10 protein-coding genes are annotated in these 16895 nt (G+C 57.2%); 5 read left to right on the forward strand and 5 right to left on the reverse strand.

Going from position 1 to position 16895, the window contains the following annotated elements; genetic code table 11:
* Nucleotides 1-37 precede the first annotated feature (37 nt).
* From nagX to AS89_RS0110460, 4 genes are all read right to left on the reverse strand, one after another.
* Nucleotides 38-1135 carry a transmembrane glucosamine N-acetyltransferase NagX gene (nagX, locus tag AS89_RS0110445; protein ID WP_010132550.1) on the reverse strand — a complete coding sequence of 366 codons (1098 nt, stop codon included), beginning with the start codon at nucleotides 1133-1135 and terminating at the stop codon, nucleotides 38-40.
* 278 nt (nucleotides 1136-1413) lie between these two features.
* A complete protein-coding gene (locus AS89_RS0110450; RefSeq protein WP_010132551.1) occupies nucleotides 1414-4551 on the reverse strand; it encodes a chitinase C-terminal domain-containing protein in 3138 nt (1045 codons plus the stop codon).
* A gap of 300 nt (nucleotides 4552-4851) precedes the next feature.
* Nucleotides 4852-5310: a hypothetical protein gene (locus tag AS89_RS0110455; RefSeq protein ID WP_010132552.1), complete on the reverse strand. Its 459-nt coding sequence runs from the start codon at nucleotides 5308-5310 to the stop codon at nucleotides 4852-4854.
* Nucleotides 5311-5501: 191 nt separating this feature from the next.
* Entirely contained in the window at nucleotides 5502-6644 is a 1143-nt protein-coding gene (locus tag AS89_RS0110460) for an acyl-CoA desaturase (protein WP_010132553.1), read from the reverse strand.
* Between the two features lie 668 nt (nucleotides 6645-7312).
* On the opposite strand from AS89_RS0110460, the gene AS89_RS17325 reads away from it, so the two are divergent.
* Together AS89_RS17325 and AS89_RS17330 are read left to right on the forward strand one after the other, a co-directional pair.
* Complete coding sequence (locus AS89_RS17325; RefSeq protein ID WP_100169339.1) at nucleotides 7313-9316, forward strand: hybrid sensor histidine kinase/response regulator; 2004 nt, start codon at nucleotides 7313-7315, stop codon at nucleotides 9314-9316.
* Between the two features lie 121 nt (nucleotides 9317-9437).
* Nucleotides 9438-12884, forward strand: coding sequence for an EAL domain-containing protein (locus tag AS89_RS17330; RefSeq protein WP_010132555.1), 3447 nt, complete (start codon nucleotides 9438-9440; stop codon nucleotides 12882-12884).
* A 139-nt stretch (nucleotides 12885-13023) separates the two neighbouring features.
* On the opposite strand, the gene AS89_RS0110475 is transcribed toward AS89_RS17330, so the two are convergent.
* Nucleotides 13024-13830, reverse strand: a complete 807-nt coding sequence (locus AS89_RS0110475) for an inositol monophosphatase family protein (RefSeq protein WP_010132557.1) — start codon at nucleotides 13828-13830, stop codon at nucleotides 13024-13026.
* Nucleotides 13831-14048: 218 nt separating this feature from the next.
* Here AS89_RS0110475 and trmJ point away from each other — a divergent pair, with 218 nt between their 5' ends.
* The 3 genes from trmJ (at nucleotide 14049) to AS89_RS0110490 (ending at nucleotide 16863) form a co-directional block, all read left to right on the forward strand.
* On the forward strand, nucleotides 14049-14828 hold the full coding sequence (trmJ, locus tag AS89_RS0110480) for a tRNA (cytosine(32)/uridine(32)-2'-O)-methyltransferase TrmJ (protein WP_010132558.1): 780 nt from the start codon (nucleotides 14049-14051) through the stop codon (nucleotides 14826-14828).
* Between the two features lie 209 nt (nucleotides 14829-15037).
* Nucleotides 15038-15532 carry a Fe-S cluster assembly transcriptional regulator IscR gene (gene iscR, locus AS89_RS17335; RefSeq protein ID WP_010132559.1) on the forward strand — a complete coding sequence of 165 codons (495 nt, stop codon included), beginning with the start codon at nucleotides 15038-15040 and terminating at the stop codon, nucleotides 15530-15532.
* Nucleotides 15533-15648: 116 nt separating this feature from the next.
* On the forward strand, nucleotides 15649-16863 hold the full coding sequence (locus tag AS89_RS0110490; RefSeq protein ID WP_010132560.1) for an IscS subfamily cysteine desulfurase: 1215 nt from the start codon (nucleotides 15649-15651) through the stop codon (nucleotides 16861-16863).
* The last annotated feature ends 32 nt before the right edge of the window (nucleotides 16864-16895 follow it).

Raw genomic sequence — 16895 nt, forward strand, 5'->3', positions numbered from 1 at the left:
GGCAATCTGAGCGCATAGGTAACAGAGCCCCTATTTCTTAGGGGCTAATAAAAATCCCCCGCTTGAACAGAAAGCGCAACACCAGCCACTGCAGCAGTATCACTCCACAAGCAATCACTAAGATCCCCGCGTCTTGCGGCAAGGCGGCAGCAATACCACCAAACACACCTTTACTCGAATACTGCCAGTTCACTAGGCTGGTACCGAGATACACCAGAATGGCGTTGCAACCGATCACCGAGAAAAAATAGGTGAAGGAATTCCAGTGCCATACATCCACAAGCAGATAGAAAAGTCCCAGTAAAAGTAAGCAACAGCCGCAGGTGATCAATACGAACGAACTGGTCCACAGTTCCTTGTTCACCGGGTAAACCGAGTGCCACACATAGCCAGCTACGAGGCAGGCTACGCCCGCGGCAAATAACCCTTTCAGGATTGCCTTGTGGTCGCCAGCATGTTTACTCAGCCAGCGGCCGGCGAAAACTCCGAACAGCGCATTGGCAATAGCCGGGATGGTAGACAGAACACCTTCCGGGTCATACGCGCGGTTCTGGTAGGTGATACCGGGCAAAAAGTGCTGATCCACCCACGCATTTACCGAGCCATCGGGTGTGTAATTGCCGGCAGTGGCCTGTACTAGCCAGTAGCCGAGCAGAATGCTTGCGGTAATGATGTACTGGGAGCGGATACCGAAGTGCCATACGATCATTGCCGCGAAAAACCAGGCAAAGCCGATGCGCGCCAGCACACTGGCGTAGCGAATTTCACTGAGGTCGGCGGGGATGCCGGTACCCCAGCCATGGTTGTAAAGTATTCCCAACAAAACAAGCAGGAGCAGGCGTTTCGTCGCCTTGCGATACACCGGTGCCCTTTGGCTCACTGGCAGGCCCCGCAACGATTTATTAGCCAGGCCCAGCGTCACCCCAGATAGAAAAATAAACAGCGGGAAAATAAGGTCGTAAAACGTAAATCCATGCCAGGGTGTGTGCTGCATTTGTGCATGACCGAACTGGAAAATCGACCAGCCGGTGAGTGCAAACAGGGGAAGAAATAGGGCCTCGCCGCCGATAATCCAGAACATGTCAAAGCCGCGCAGGGCATCGACGGATGCAAGTCGTTGTTTTTTCTTGGTCATGGTTACTGCTTTTTGACTGAAATCAGTTGTACAAAATCGAGGGCCAGAATGCTGTCGTACGATAATACGGCTTATCGCCCGCAGCATTCACGATGACCCAAAACAAAAAAAGCCCCGACGGTTAGTCGGGGCAAACATAGGAGCAAATCCTGTAAAGGAAATTCCTATCGGTCACAACGCAGAGAGAATTTTAAAAAACCAGTTTGTTAAGGCAATCCATCCTGTGAGAGTTGGCCGGCGCTGCGCCGCCGGCCGGGAAATACCATTTCGTTAATGCGTTAGATGTTGCAGACAAACTCCCAGCTGCCATCGGCGGTGCCCGGCACGGACTGGGTCCACCACTTGGCGCGATACACGCTGCCGTCGTGGATGATCAGGTCACCGGCGACCGCATTGCCGCCTTGCGGCCAATCCGGATAAGTAACCAGTCCAGCGGTGCTGACACCCTGGGCACTACAGCTGTCGCTGCCGCCCCCGGAAGAACTGCCACCTGATGAGCTACCACCAGAGGAACTGCTGCTTGAAGAGCCGCCACTGGAGAGATCGGCCAGTGGCAGATCCGGGTACTCGAAGGCCAGCGCATAAGCGGTGCCGTCAATGGTCGCGGTGTAGGCCTGTGGGCCAGAGACCGGCAGGTAATAGTTGAGCGTCATGTCCCAGCTTTCACCGTCGGCCAGGTCTTGCCATGCGGGGAGGCTGAAGCGCACACGGTGGAACTCATTTTCCAATCCGCCCACGTTACCGCCACTGGCATTGGCGCCGTCCTCAATCACTTCCAGACCGGCACCGCTCTGGTCGGTGATGATGTTGGAAGTGGAGGTTGGCATATCAAACTCAAACACGGTGCCGCCGGGCAGGGTGCCGCCGGTGTTGTTGGTGATATACATCTTGGGGTTCAGCGGATAGTTCTGATCGCCGAGCTTGAACTCGGTGACCTCGATGCCGATATTCAGCGCTTCAGTGGGTACCGCGCGGTCGGTGCGCAGGTGACGGTAGTCGCTGGCATTGGCGAACTTGTCGTAGGCCAGGGTGGTGAGAGTATCGCCCATGTAGTACTCACCCTTTGCCGCGTCCCAGCTATAGTCGCCGGCCAGCTCCCAGAACATGATGCCGCCCACACCCTGGTCAATCACGTACTGCACCTTGGCGTCCATGGACTCTTCATCTTCGGTCGAGATAAACACGCTCTTCAGCGCGTTCCACAGCCAGGGCGCCTCGGACACGCTGTCGTAGTTGCGCGCATAGGTGCCAACCAGCGCGTCGTCCGGATTGCCAGCCGGGTCGAGGCCATAGTCGGTGACGTAGCTGCCGAGGATGCCGTTCTCCAAGTTCTTGGCATGCCACATTGGATTGGAACCGGCGCCCATCTCGTTGCCGTTTTCGTCCAGGTCGTGCCACATGTTGTCGATGCCGACGGCACCGTGACCGCAGTCAGCCGCACCGCCGGTGCCTTCTGGACATTCGGACTGCGCCGGCAGTGCTGCGGAGCCGCCGAGGCCGTTGGTGCCGCCGGATACGCCCTGCCAGCCGCGAGTGTAGTAGGGGATACCCACATTGATACGCCCTGCGGGCATGGAGCCACGGAAGTATTTCACCGCCCAGTCAATGTTCAGGTAGCCAATGCCACCGTACTGGGAAGTGCTGTACACACTGGCCGCTGCCAGCTCCGGGTCGTTGCCGTTATCAAACAGCGCGGAGTTGTGCCCCACATATTCATTCCACGCCCCGTGCAGGTCGTAGGTCATGATGTTGACGTAATCCAGATACTGGGTGATCTGCATGGTCTCCATGCCGCGCAACAGGTACCCGGAAGACGGCGAGGCGATGGTCAGCATGTAATGGGTGCCGTCCTGCTGGCCGGCCTCGTCCAGTTTTTCACGCAGTACCCGCATCAGCTCAACATAAGACTCCATCAGGGAGCCACGGAGCGGGTTGGCGATACCGAAGTCCATCGGGTTGCCGGCGTCATTCATACTGGTGGGGTATTCGTAATCGATATCCACACCGTCAAAGCCGTACTCGCGGATAAACGCCACAGAGGAGTTGGCGAAGGCTTCGATACCTTGATGATTGATGCTGCCGTCGGCGTTGGTGGTCATGGTGTAGAAACCACCATCGTTAACGCGGTCGCCATTCTCATTGAAGTGGCCGCCGGTTTCCGCCCAGCCGCCTACGGAGACCAGAGTCTTCACTTCCGGGTACTGTTCCTTGAATTTGGACAGCTGGTTGAAGTGGCCCTTGTAGGCGTAGTCGGGATCGGTTTCCGCGCCGGCGATGCCCGGCCATTCCATGCCGGTGGCGGGATTATCCGGATTGTCGGTATTGCCGACGGAGACGGAGTAATCGCTGGCTACATGCGCGAAGGCGTAATTGATGTGGGTGATCTTGCCCCATGGGATGTCTTTCACCAGATAGCTCGGCTGCCCGTTGGCGCCGTTTCTCCAGCTGGTGAAGTAGCCGATGATACGGCGCGGGTGGTCAGCGCCCATGTCCTCGCGACCTTCACCGTCGTAGATGTCGCAGTAGTTGGGCGCGGTGCCCGGCGTGGTGTATAGGCCGTCCGGGCGGCAAGGGTGGTCGCCAATCACGACTTGCTCATCGGCAACCGAGATGCTGGATTCGGCGCTTGCGGTCTGGCCGTCGTTGTCGGTCGCCACGGCGGAGAGGGTGTAATCGCCGAGGGTGGCGCTCCACTGGGTGCTGTAGGGCGCACTGGTGTCGGTGCTGACCAGGTTGCCATCCACATAGAATTCCACCTGAGTCACGCTCCCGTCCGCATCGGACGCGTTGGCGCTAATAGTCAGTGTGTCACCGGTGGTATGGCTGGAACCATTCGATGGTGCGGTGATGTTGACTTGTGGCGGGACCGGGCCAACCACGATTTCGTCCACGGTGATAGCAACCGCTGCGGTGGTGGTGCTGAGGTCGTCGTTATCGGTGATGCGAGCGCTCAGGCTGGGCGTGCCGGCGACTGCGGTCCATGTAGTTTGCCAGGGGGCAGCGGTGTCCGTGGCGATCAGGGTGCCGTCGACAAAGAACTCAACGGCGGTTACCTGGCCGTCGGCATCTGAGGCTGTGACGCTAAAGACAACGCTGTCATTTTCGTTAAACGTTGCCCCGGCGGTGGGCGCGGATACCGAGCCTTGGGGCGGTGTGAGCGGCGGCGGAGTCGTGTCGCCACAGGCGCCCAACAGGGTCCATTCCTGATAGGGACCAGAGAACTGTTCCGGGTCCTGGTTCTGGGTCCACCAGTTCGCCTGATAGGCATTGTCATTGTGCTGGACCTGAGCACCACCGTTGTAAGAGGGGCCCGCTTCCCACAACGGGAGAGTGGTGCAGTCGACAGCGGCGTAGCCGTGTCCGGCAGAGAGCATGGCAGCGGTCACCAGACCGAGCCTGAGCGGATTGCTGATCATAGATTGTTCACCTTGCGGCAGATTATTTTTATAAGAATGCGACGCTTGAACTTCGGCGTCATGAAATGACATCGCTGTCAAAATAGCAATCGGGTGTTGCCGAGGCAACTGCCGGTTTTTATATAAGCGTCATTTTTGTGATTTTTTGCGCCAGTTTTTTGGCCGTCGTGCAGAGAATTGGACGTGAGTCACACTGGCACCCGGATGCCGGGGTGCATAGGGCGGGCGTAATGTGGGCGCATTGTGGCGCAAAATGTGGAGCGGCAGGGTGACGCCGCATTGAATGAATAAATACCCGAGTTACATATCCCACAGGGAGTTGGTGGCCATGGACAAAGTGATGCGTTCCTTGTCCTGAATATGCTTCAGGTTCTCGAACACCTCCTTCACTTCCGCCGACTCGATGGAGCCGTAAACCGAGTGATACAGCTCCGAGAAGTATCGGTCCACTTCCTGGCCGAGCTTGTTGATCTCGTCGATGGAAGGCTTGTCGCTCAGGTAGAGCTTCTGTACCAGTTCACCGGCAGATTCTTCATGCGTGTATTGCAACCAGGTCTGCATCACCTTCTGTTCGGCGACGGCTCCGTAATTTTTCAGGTTGTTGGCCATGCGCAGTTCGTGCTCGTGGAGGTGTTTGAGCAGCAGTTGCGTGCGATTATCCTGGGCGTTTTCCAGTAGCTGCTGGTAAACGCCAGCCATATCCAGGTGAAACTTCTGGGCTTCTTTGAGTACTTCGTGGGCCTGTTTGAACGTCTTCATCTACGCGCCTTCTCATTGATGGATGTCATTATGGTTTTCGTCGCCGGGCGATCGGTTTCGGGGCGATTGGTTCAAAAGGGAAGTTTTGCCTTCTCTTATGTTTATAGTGCATATCTGGCGGCGTTCAAGTCTTCATCGGCGATCCCGGTACATACAAAAAAGGCGATCCAAATGGATCGCCTCTTCGTTGTTTATGCCGCCGCAGGAGCGAGGTGGAATTGCTCCATCATGATTTGCAGCCGTTTGCGCTGCATCTTCAGGCTGTATTCCAGCTCTTTGACGCGCGTGCGAATGGCGGCATTCTCCCACTTCTCCACCAGGCGTTCACGGGCGTTTTCGTAGCGCTGCTGCTGCAGCTCTTTCCACTCAGCCAGTGACTCGGAGAAGTCTTGTGCCTCGCGCTCCAGCAGTTGCTTCCAGCCCTCTTTGTGCTTGGAGTTCTCCAGTTTTTGCTCCGCACGCTTGAACTGCATGGTGAGCATTGCGCGCTGGATACGCATGGCCGGCACGGTTTTCAGATTGCTTGCCAGGCCAACCCAGCTAGCGGTCTTGATCAGCCACTTGGTGGGATCCCACTGGTACCAGCGGATGCCGTTGCGGTAATCGGTCTGAAAGATGTGGTGATAGTTGTGGTAACCCTCGCCAAAGGTGAAAAACGCCAGCAAATCGTTGTCGCGGGCAGTATTTTCATCGGTGTAAGGGCGGCGGCCCCAGATATGCGCAAGGGAGTTGATAAAAAAGGTGGTGTGATGGTTGACCACAATGCGCAGGATACCCGCCAGCAGCAGCATGCCCAGCACATCGCCGGTGAGCAGGCCCAGGACCAGAGGGACACCAACGTTCATGGCGATGGTGATGGCGATGTAATTGTTGTGCTGCCACATGACGATTTTGTCGCGCTGCAGGTCTTTCGCGTTATCGAAATCGACTTCACCGCTGGGATACTCGCGCAGCATCCAGCCGATATGGGAGAACCAGAATCCGCGCTTGGCAGAATAAGGGTCCTGCTCATTGTCATCGCAGTGGCGGTGGTGGCGGCGGTGGCCAGAACACCAGATCAGCGCGCTATTCTGAAGTGCCGCGGCGCCAAACAGCGCATAAAACAGGCGCAGGGACCAGTGTGCCTCGTAGGTGCGATGTGACCAGAGACGGTGGTAGCCGGCGGTGATGGAGAAGCCGCAAAAGGCGCCCAGCACAGCAAACGCCAGCCATTGATACCAGTGGTATCCGACCATGAAACCGTATAGCGGAACCAGGGTCACAGCCGCCAGCCCGGTACTGGCGAAGAGTATCGTCGTGAGCCAGATACGGGGGGCTTCGGGAACTGCTTTCATATTTTTACAACCTTGTTAGAGCCTACCGATCTCGGTTCGTCGCGCAGCACGCGAACCGAAACACAAATCCTACCGCAGATGCCGTTTTGGGACACGTTATTAGAGGGCACTTCTGCCCGGAAACCCTGTTTGTGAGACCTGTTTTGCCCTCGGGCTTGCGCAAATGGGCCGATTTCGGAGCATGTGGTTACACAATGAGCTGGATAGAAAGTCACATATTCACCAAATGGTCGCAGTTTGCATCCTTTTGGTGCGCAAGTGGATTTTTGCGTTCAAAGATGGGTCAACCGTTGTCATTTATCGGTAGAACCATTGTGTATAGCACAGCTATTTCACTCAAACGCGTTTTGGGTTGGTTGATTTGCGTACACTTTTTGCGATGCCGGGACTTTTTTCCGTTTTTTTCGCCTTTGCTAAAAAGTTGGCACACCAGTTGCAATAACTACGGCATGGGTCGAAAGATCCATGCTCCGGGAATCCATCACGGGTTATGGCAAACGAAATAATGCGTGACTTCCCGTTTTCTCTCATCATCGCTATTTTGGGCCCCGCATTGCGGGGCCTTTTTTTATCCCGCAATAAGTGATTCACTAGCCGTAATCTGGCTGTCATCTACGGCCTTTCCTGGCGATATTTAGCACTCGCGATATTACGGTCACGGTAATACGGTGTCGAAAACGACTCTCTCCCAACCCAATGCTGGCGACTTCTTACTTGCTACTCCCGGAGAGTTGGCGGGTTTAGGCGCTGAGCAGGCGTTGGCGCAGGTGCAGTATCTGCACGGCCTGCTGCTGAATGTTCATCAGGGGTTTTGGGAGTGGCACCCGGAGACCGGAGCGCAGCGCGCCACCGGCAACGTCTGGCAGCAGCTGCATGAAAACCCGGAGGTTGCCCTCAGTAGCGTATGGAGTGGCGACCTCAGCTTGGTGCACGCGGATGAACGAGATGCAGTGCGGGCACTGCGCAACCGCCTGGCACAACAGGGTGCGTTTGTGGATACGGCGTTCCGCGCCGCCTCTCGCGACGGACAACCCGTTTGGTTGCGTCTGTGGGCGCGGGCGTTTACCGACCCCGCGGGGAAACGTTTTTTCCTGGGGGGCTGCACAGATTACAGTGAGCCGCTGGAAGCGCGTGGTCCATCGAGCTTTTCTGGTGAGCGACTGCAAAATGCTTTCGATGCGGTCGGGGATGGCTTTTGGGAGTGGGACCTGCGCGTTGATGAGGTCGTACTCAGCGAAGCGTGTTGGCAATTGCTCGGCTATCCGCGGCGGCAAAGTGATGCGGATGCGAGGGCGGCACTGGCCCGCTGGAAGACCCACATGCTGCCGGATGATTACCCCGAGGTGAAGCAGGCGATGGAGGATACGGTGCGCGAACGCCTGCCTCTGGATGTGGAATATCGTCTCAAACACCAGCAGGGTCACGTGATCTGGGTGCGTTGCCGCGGCAACCTGCAAACCAGCAGTGGTGGCCAGCCCATTCGTGTCGTGGGCACATTACAGGACATTACCGCCGGTAAAAAGAAGCAGTTGCAAGCCGAGCAAGAGTTGCTGCGCCTGCAACAGGAGAGTAGAGACCGGGCTGAGCTGATCTCCAGCCTGGGGCACGAGTTGCGCACGCCGCTGAATGCCATCTTGGGGTTCAGCCAGATGGTTGAGCTGGATCAGAGCGTTAACCCGGACCAGCGCCTGCGCCTGGCGGAAATTCGCAAGGCCGGGCAACACCTGCTGCACCTGGTGGGTGATGTTTTGGATCTCGCGAGAATTGACAGCAACCGTCTCGCACCCTCGATTGAACTGGTGCAGCCAGCGAATCTGGTAGCCGACTGCCGCCAGCTGCTGGAGCCGCTGGCGGAAACACGCAAGGTGAACCTTACCTTTGAGCCACTGGGCTGGGAGCGGGCATATATCCTCGCGGACCCGGTGCGCTTCAAGCAGGTGGTGCTCAACCTGGTTGGGAATGCAATCAAATACAACCGGGAAAATGGCCGGGTGGTTATTTCTCTCGCCCCGCAGGCAGAGGGTTGGCTTCGCCTGAGCGTGCTGGATACCGGATGCGGTATCCCTGCCAGCAAGCAGCCTCAGGTTTTTGAGCCCTTCAATCGGCTCGGTGCAGAACAGGGCAAGATTGAAGGTACCGGGGTAGGGTTGGCGATTGCGCGGCAGCTCACCGAAGCCATGGGCGGGCGTATCGGCTTCGATAGCGAAGAGGGGCAGGGATCAGTATTTTGGATCGACTTCCTTATGAATGATGCCCCCAGTGAAGTGCTGCGAATGGCGGCACGCCCGGATTATGCGCAGGCGCTGCCCCCCTGTCGCCTGCTCTATGTGACGAGTCGCAGCGCCAACGCAAATCGCTTACGCGTGGTGTTGTCGTCGGTGGAACAAGCGGTGGTGCAGGTGAGTAACGATGCGATGAAAGGCATTTTCAGTGCGCGGACTTCGCGGCCGGACCTGATTTTGGTCGACGATGACTTGCACGGTGTCTCGCTCAAAGAGTTTTCCAATATCCTTCGTGATGATCCCGCAACCGCCCGCATTCCACTGGTGGGTATTATGGATCAGCCAGCTCACGGCGTGGACGTGCATGTCCCGATCAACTATGACCTGGCACGGCTCTCGGAAGTGCTGCGGCGCGGCCTGGCTTTCGAGTTTGCGCAGGATGGCGGCTAGACCTGACGAGATCTGGCGGCGCCGGAAGACCGAACCACCAAAATGCCCTGAGACCACAGTGCCTTGCTAGCGCAGCGGGACAAGAGAAAAAGAATAGTTAACAAAAGGGAAACCCGGGTCGATGATCGCGCATGCGCAACTTGAAGGCAGCCAACAAGAGGTGTTTGGGTTGCCCACCGCGGGTCCAAAGCCGCCAAAGTCTGCCGGTTTGTGGTCCGCAGCCCTAGTGCTTGCGCTGGGCTGCTGTGCCCTTGCCTATCTGTGTAAACACTACCTTTCCATTAGCGATGGAATTGCCGCAGTCTGGCTGGCAGATGCGTTAACCATCGCGTATTTGTTCCGCTACACCTACGCGTCGTGGCCGGTCTTATTGCTCGCATCGTATGCAGGCTCGCTTGTAGCGGCGGTGATGTCGGGGATCGATAGTACAGTGGCGCCCCTGTACTCACTTGCCGGCGTAATTGAGGCAAGTGTTGCGGCCGGGCTGCTGCGGTTTTGCTGTGCGAAAGGCGATTTTTTTGATGGCACCGGGCGCTGGCTGAAATTTATCGCGATGGGTGCGCTGCTGCCGACGTTCGCCGGTGCGGGCTTCGGAGCATTTGTCGCTTTCAGGTTTGCCGAATTACCGTTTGCCGATGTCTTTCTCGTTTGGTACCTCGCCGACGTGATTGGTATCAGCGTGTTTTTCCCGATCGTCTACTTGTGGCTGTCGGGGAATCGTGCTTCCGAGTTCGGCCTGCAAACGAGTTCCCGTTTTCTCACGGTTTCTGTACTCGCTCTGACCGGGGTGTTTCTACTGCTTTTTACCTTCCCGCATCCCTTTGTATTCGTCTCGCTCCCTTTAATCTGGGCCGCCTCGCGACTGGAAATCTTTCAGTCGCTACTGCTGATATTTATCGCCATCGTGGCCCAGCTACTGGCATTCTCCGGTCGCTTGCCATGGCTCCCGGTGGGAGCCAGTGAAGTTCAGGGTTCGCTGGATCTATTGCCGTTGTACGCTGCAGTGTTGCCCGCTTATATCATGGCGGTGGTATCGCGTGTGGAGCGCCAGCGCGGACAACGAATCATTGAAGTCGAAAGCAGCTTTCGTGCGGCGATGGCATCCTCGCGTATCGGCATGCTGCTGGTTTCACTCGACAACCGCATTATCCAGTCCAACCCCAGCTTTTGCCGCTTTATCGGCTTTACGGATGTCGAACTGCGCGGAATGAGTATTCACGAAGTTGTTTCGATCCCTCCATACGGGATTGGTATACACCGGCAGGAGGAGGGTTTTGAGCGCCCATTACTCGACCTGGAATTTGGTTTTGTGCAGGACGCCGAGCTGTGTTTTACCCGTAAAGATGGCAAGCAACTGTGGGGACACTGGTCCTGCTCCATAGCACGGGGAAGTAACAGTGAGCCACAATATGTGGTTGTTCAGGTAGAGGATATTGACTGGCGCAAATGCAGTGAACACCAACTGGCGCGCGCAGAGGAGCGCTGGAAGTTTTCTCTGGCCGTGACCGGACAGGTGGTGTACGACTGGGATCTTGTTGCCGGCAATATGTTCTTTTCTGAATGGCTCGGCAGCGGTATCGGCATTGAGCCCTCCAACCTGAAGAGCAGAAGCGATTGGCTGCAGCGACTGGTCGATGAAGACCGGCAGCGACTGGCGGAGGCGCAAGCTGCGCATATCGATGGCCGTGCTGCGGATATTGATTGCCAGTATCGCGTGCGCACGGACGCTGGTGCTGTGCGCTGGATTCACGAGGTTGCCCACATAATGGAGTCGAATGATGGCGATGGGTCGCAGCGTTTGATCGGGGTGCTTCGGGACATTACCGAAAATAAACAGATGGCGCAGTCGCTGGAAGAGGAAAAAGAGCGTTTACAGGTGACCCTGGATGCGATTGCGGATGCGGTTATTGCAACGGATCAGCACCGCAGTATTACGTTTATGAATCCCGTTGCCGAGCAGCTCACTGGCTGGAAACTGCAAGAGGTGCAGGGCAAGCCAATTGACACCATCCTGAATCTCTCGAGTGGGCGCGGCAGTGAGCGCGTCCCGAGCCCGGCGGAAGCATGCCTGACCGAGAATCGGCCGGTGTTATCGGCAGAAGGTGCGGTGCTTTACCATCGCGATGGCAGTGGCTATGACGTAAAGTGCTCCGCTTCGCCACTGCGTTCCTGTAACGGCGAGCTGCTCGGCGCAGTGCTGGTGTTCCAGGATGTTACGGAAACGCGGCAGCTTATTCGGCAGTTGCGCTACAAGGCGAGCCACGATCAACTAACCAGTCTACCCAACCGGGAAGCATTCCGACGTGACGTGTTGGAGGCGGTTAGTACGGTGCGGAACTCTGGCCGGGTCCATGTGTTGGCATATATGGACCTGGATCGCTTCAAGGTGATCAATGATAGCGCCGGGCACCAGGCGGGTGACGCGCTTCTGAAAAATGTCGCGCGTTTTCTCCGCAGTCACCTGCACGCATCAGACCAGGTTGCGCGTTTGGGTGGCGATGAATTTGGGATCCTGTTGCGGGACTGCACCAAGGAGCAGGGCATTGCCCGCTGCGAGCAAATGGTGCGCAAGATCATTGCGCTGCGTTTCCCGTGGGGTGGCCGCATATTCGATGTTGGCGCTAGCGTCGGGGTGACGGAGATTTCCCATGAGAATAGCCAGGTCGCCGACCTGATGAGTCAGGCCGATGTGGCCTGCTACTCGGCCAAACACAGCGGGCGGGGCGTAGTGATGCTGTACGAGCCCGATCACAGCGCGGCGGCGGAACAGCATCGTGAAATCCATATGGCTTCGCGGATTCGGGTGGCGCTGGACAGTGGGAATTTTCGCCTGTACGCCCAGCCGATTGCCACGCCGGGAAATCCGGCAGACATTCATCATTATGAGATTCTGGTGCGCATGCTCGATAGCAACGGGGAGATTATTTTTCCCGGTGCATTTATTCCGGCTGCAGAACGTTACGGGTTGATGCTGCAAATCGACAGTTGGGTGGCGACAGAATTCTTTGGGCGTAAAGCCCAGTCAATTGCCGAGAGTGGGCTGAAATTTGCCTTGAACCTGTCTGCGGATGCGCTGAGTGACAGCGCTTTTCAGCTGGCCTTTTTTGAATTGCTGCGAGGGTCACCGGTAAAGCCCGGCCAGATGGGGGTTGAGATCACCGAAACGGCAATGATCAACCAGATGGAGAGTGCCAGCCAGTTTGTCGCGGAGCTGCGCAGTATGGGGTGCACTATTGCGCTCGATGACTTTGGTAATGGCCTGAGTTCGTTTAACTATTTGAAGAACTTCGCGATTGACTACATCAAAATTGACGGTAGTTTTGTGCGGCACGTGGATTCGAATTTTGTCGATCTGATGATTGTGGAATCGATCAATCAGGTAGCGCATCGCCTGAAGGCACGAACGATTGCGGAATTTGTGGAAGATCAGGCAACCGTCGACAAGCTGGACAAGATTGGTGTCGACCTGGTGCAGGGCTATCACATTGGCAAGCCGGTGCCTCTCGATGAGGTGTTGCAAAAAGCGTTGCGGCCGCAACTCGAATGCGACCTGGCACTGGTGCTCTGAACTGCTGCTCTGAACTGGTGCTCTGAGCTGGGGGTGTGGGGTTATACGGGGCAATAAAAAAGGGCGCTTATGCGCCCTTTTTTAAGTATTCGCTGGCGGGGATTGGGTGCCGCCGGGCAATCCGAAAGCGACAGGCGAACTACTGGCGAATCTTACCCATGTGTTTACCCACAATTTGCAGCAGCGGCTTAAAGGTCTTCGGCGTGGCGCAGACCAGGTTGCCGGAATCCAGGTAGTTATTGCCACCGCGGAAGTCGCTGATCAGACCGCCTGCTTCCTTGACCAGCAGAGAGCCTGCGGCGATATCCCAGGTGTTCAGGTACATTTCCCAGAAGCCGTCAAAACGACCGGCGGCAACATAGGCGAGATCCAGTGCGGCCGCACCTGGGCGACGAATGCCGGCAGTTTGCCCGGCGATCTCTTTCATTGCTGCCAGGTAGGCGTCGATGTTATCCAGTCGTTCACCGCTGAATGGAATGCCGGTGCCGATCAGGGCGCCGTTCAAACCCTGGCGGTTGGATACACGAATACGACGACCGTTCAGGGCCGCGCCGCGACCGCGGCTTGCGGTGAATTCTTCACGTTTGATTGGGTCGAGAACCACGGCATGTTCGATCTGTCCTTTATAGCGACAGGCGATGGAAATGGCGAAGTGCGGCATGCCGTGAATAAAATTGGTGGTGCCGTCCAGTGGGTCGATAATCCACTCGTATTCCGGCTCGGCCCCCTCGATGACGCCGCTTTCTTCGGCGCGGATGCTGTGCTTGGGGTAGGCCTTGCGCAGGTGATAGATGATTTCCTGCTCGCTGGCCTTGTCCACTTCCGTCACGTAATCGTTGCGGCTTTTCTCTTCAAACTTCATCAGGTCGCCGCGCTCCCAGGCGCGTTCGATCAGTTCACCGGCCTTGCGCGCCGCGCGCAGGGCAATATTCAGCATGGGTTCCATAGGGATTCCGCGATCAGTTGTGGATTGTGGTTGGTAAAAAGCAATGCCGGGCTCGCCGGCCGGCGCGATTGTAGGGATTTCCGTACAATTTTGCTACACTCCGCGCCCGTTTTGTAACAGTCAAGTGTAGAGTGGCCGTGCAGCGCCTCGCTACCTGCAAACCAGCTCAGACCCCGGTACCCACCATGGCGATTTCTCCCTCAGAAACTTCCACTCAGATGGCTTCCCAGTCAGCGCTCGCGGCCCTGGACAACATCCGCGTTGTACTGGTGAACAGCGCGCACCCGGGCAACATTGGCGGTGCCGCACGCGCCCTGAAGAATATGGGTTTGAGCCAGTTGTACCTGGTGCAGCCGCGTGAGTTCCCCGCCGCCAATGCGGTATGGCGCGCTGCTGGCGCATCGGAGCTGCTGGATTCCGCCGTGGTTGTGGAGACTTTGGAGGAAGCGGTTGCAGATTGTGGTTTGGTCGTGGCGACCAGTGCGCGCGAGCGCCGGATACCCTGGCCGCTACTGACCCCGCGCGAATGCGGTGAGCGCGCAATCGCGGAGGCGCAGACCCACCCGGTGGCGCTGGTGTTTGGGCGCGAAGACCGCGGCCTCACTAATGATGAGCTGCAGGCGTGTAACTACCATGTGCACATCCCCTCCAATCCCGAATACAGCTCCCTGAACCTTGCCACTGCCGTGCAGGTGCTGGTTTACGAGGCCCGTATGGCCGCCTTGGAAGCGGACAAGGGCGAAGCGCTGCGCTTCACCGACTGGGATCGTCCGCCCGCCAGGGCGCAGGATATGGAGCTGTATTACGAACACCTGGAGCTGGCGCTGGCGGAGCTGGGCTTTATTGACCCGGACAACCCGCGCCAGACCATTACCCGCCTGCGTCGACTGTTCAGTCGTGTGCGCCCGGACGATATGGAACTCGGCATCCTGCGTGGCATGCTCACCGCGATCCAGAACCATATCCACCGCAGCGGGGGTAAGGGGCGGCCTGACTAGTGGGTCCAGGGCGCCTGAGGTTGCGTCTGCTGCCAGATTTTTCCCGTGTGTAGAGGTACGCGTCAAATACCCGAGTGTATTACTCGGCTATATACTTGACTGAAGTAGTCGGTTATTTCATACTCGCGCCCAAATTGATGGTGTACGCCTGCTAACTCGGGGTGCGCCGGCGGCCGGCACACGTAAAACCGGTCTTGGAGGAAGGGTCTATGCGTTTGACAACCAAAGGGCGGTATGCGGTCACAGCCATGCTGGATCTGGCGTTGCATGCCGAGCGCGGCCCTATCAGCCTGGCCGATATTTCCAAGCGGCAGGATATATCCCTGTCATACCTTGAACAGTTGTTCTCCCGCCTGCGTCAAGCCGGCTTGGTGTGCAGTGTGCGGGGACCAGGTGGCGGGTACCGCTTGTCGCGCGCGAGCGCAGAGATCTGCGTGGCGGAAATTATCGATGCGGTAAACGAATCCGTGGACGCCACCAGTTGCGGTGGCAACAGTGACTGCTCCGCCGGTGAGCAGTGCCTGACCCATTACCTGTGGACCGATCTCAGTGAGCAAATTCATGGCTTCCTCAACGGCATCAGCCTGGAGGACATGGTGAAGCGTGCCGAGGTGCAGGAAGTGGCTCGTCGCCAAGATCGTCGCGGCGACGCTCTGGGCGATGCCGGCGAGCAGAAAGTGGCGATTATTGGTGGCCTGCAGTAAGGTGCCGGCCGCCTGATCAGGCAAACCGCCTGACTCATGATTGTTGAAAGTGTTATCTACGCATTAATGACAGCTGTAAGGCGTTGGCAAGAGCCAGCGAGTGGAGACAAAAGATTATGAAGCTTCCCATTTATCTGGATTATTCGGCAACTTGTCCGGTAGACCCGCGCGTCGCCAGTAAAATGGCGGAGCAGCTGACGATGGAAGGCAACTTCGGTAACCCGGCCTCCCGCTCCCACCTGTATGGCTGGAAAGCGGAAGAAGCGGTTGAGGATGCGCGTCGTCATGTCGCCGAGCTGATCAACGCCGATCCCCGTGAAATCGTCTGGACCAGTGGTGCCACCGAATCTGACAACCTTGCAATCAAGGGCGCTGCGCATTTTTACCAGGGTCGCGGTAAGCACATCATTACCTCCAAGATCGAGCACAAGGCGGTTCTGGATACCTGTCGCCAGCTGGAGCGCGAAGGCTTTGAAGTGACCTACCTGAACCCGAAGGAAGACGGCATCGTCTATCCGGAGCAGGTAGCGGAAGCCATGCGTGAGGACACCATCCTGGTGAGCCTGATGCACGTAAACAATGAAATCGGTGTGATCAACGACATTGCCGCGATTGGCGAGTTGTGCCGTGAGCGCAAGGTGATTTTCCACGTGGACGCCGCGCAGAGCCCCGGCAAGATCGATATCGATCTGGCGGAAATGAAAGTCGACCTGATGTCCTTCTCCGCCCACAAAATCTACGGTCCCAAAGGCATTGGCGCTTTGTATGTACGCCGCAAGCCGCGTGTGCGCCTGGAAGCGCAGATGCACGGTGGTGGTCACGAGCGCGGCATGCGCTCCGGTACCCTGCCGACCCACCAAATCGTGGGTATGGGTGAGGCTTTCCGCATTGCCAAAGAGGAAATGGCGGACGAAGCCAAGCGCACCCTGGCCCTGCGCGAGCGGTTCTGGAGCCAGATTAGCGATATGGAAGAAGTGCATATCAATGGTTCCGCAGAACAGCGTGTACCCGGAAACCTGAATGTAAGCTTCGCGTTTGTGGAGGGGGAAAGCCTGATCATGTCCCTGAAGGACCTGGCCATTTCCTCCGGCTCCGCGTGTACCTCTGCCAGCCTTGAGCCGAGCTATGTACTGCGTGCTCTGGGCGTGAACGATGAGCTGGCCCACAGTTCTCTGCGCTTTAGTTTTGGCCGTTTTACTACGGAACAGGACGTAGATACCGCGGCCAAAGAAGTAAGAAAGGCAGTAGAAAAACTGCGTGAGCTGTCCCCGTTGTGGGATATGTACAAGGATGGTGTTGACCTCAGCACCATCGAATGGGCAGCACACTAACGCATCGGCGCAGTAATTGAGACTTTTTGAGA

Origin of the sequence: Microbulbifer agarilyticus S89 (assembly GCF_000220505.1) — a bacterium.
GTDB lineage: Bacteria > Pseudomonadota > Gammaproteobacteria > Pseudomonadales > Cellvibrionaceae > Microbulbifer > Microbulbifer agarilyticus_B.

Excerpts from the sequence above, each read along its gene's own strand:
- AS89_RS0110475 (WP_010132557.1), bottom strand. The coding sequence starts at position 13,830 with ATGGAACCCATGCTGAATATTGCCCTGCGCGCGGCGCGCAAGGCCGGT.
- AS89_RS0110450 (WP_010132551.1), bottom strand. The coding sequence starts at position 4,551 with ATGATCAGCAATCCGCTCAGGCTCGGTCTGGTGACCGCTGCCATGCTC.
- iscR (WP_010132559.1), top strand. The coding sequence starts at position 15,038 with ATGCGTTTGACAACCAAAGGGCGGTATGCGGTCACAGCCATGCTGGAT.
- AS89_RS0110460 (WP_010132553.1), bottom strand. The coding sequence starts at position 6,644 with ATGAAAGCAGTTCCCGAAGCCCCCCGTATCTGGCTCACGACGATACTC.
- AS89_RS0110455 (WP_010132552.1), bottom strand. The coding sequence starts at position 5,310 with ATGAAGACGTTCAAACAGGCCCACGAAGTACTCAAAGAAGCCCAGAAG.
- AS89_RS0110490 (WP_010132560.1), top strand. The coding sequence starts at position 15,649 with ATGAAGCTTCCCATTTATCTGGATTATTCGGCAACTTGTCCGGTAGAC.
- AS89_RS17330 (WP_010132555.1), top strand. The coding sequence starts at position 9,438 with ATGATCGCGCATGCGCAACTTGAAGGCAGCCAACAAGAGGTGTTTGGG.
- nagX (WP_010132550.1), bottom strand. The coding sequence starts at position 1,135 with ATGACCAAGAAAAAACAACGACTTGCATCCGTCGATGCCCTGCGCGGC.
- trmJ (WP_010132558.1), top strand. The coding sequence starts at position 14,049 with ATGGCTTCCCAGTCAGCGCTCGCGGCCCTGGACAACATCCGCGTTGTA.